Origin of the sequence: Staphylococcus pasteuri, from assembly GCF_030547725.1 — a bacterium.
Classification (GTDB): domain Bacteria; phylum Bacillota; class Bacilli; order Staphylococcales; family Staphylococcaceae; genus Staphylococcus; species Staphylococcus pasteuri.
In genome coordinates, this window is record NZ_JAUOQO010000731.1 from 1 (window position 1) to 246 (window position 246).

A 246-nucleotide genomic window follows, 5' to 3' on the forward strand; every position below is an offset into this window, starting at 1 on the left:
ACAAAGCTCTCGGCGGTACGAGCCCTTACGCTGCTTGTTTCTTTTTGGCTTAATAAGCCGTACACCAAACCCTCGCGTAATGCTCCGCCAGCTAGGATTAAGCCTTCAATTTGTAAACTTTCGAATAGCGCAATAATGATTGCTAAACCCGACGCAAATACCGGTTTACGTTCTTCGGCTAAGCCCTGAATATCTAGTTTATCTAAGCTGCCGCAAGCGACAACTTGCTGCTGTATGGTTTTCAGC

General features: G+C 46.3%; 1 protein-coding gene. It reads right to left on the reverse strand.

Annotated features, from left to right (window positions below):
• A partial coding sequence (locus Q4528_RS15290; protein WP_368506740.1) for a Ppx/GppA phosphatase family protein occupies positions 1-246 on the reverse strand: 246 nt, incomplete at both ends.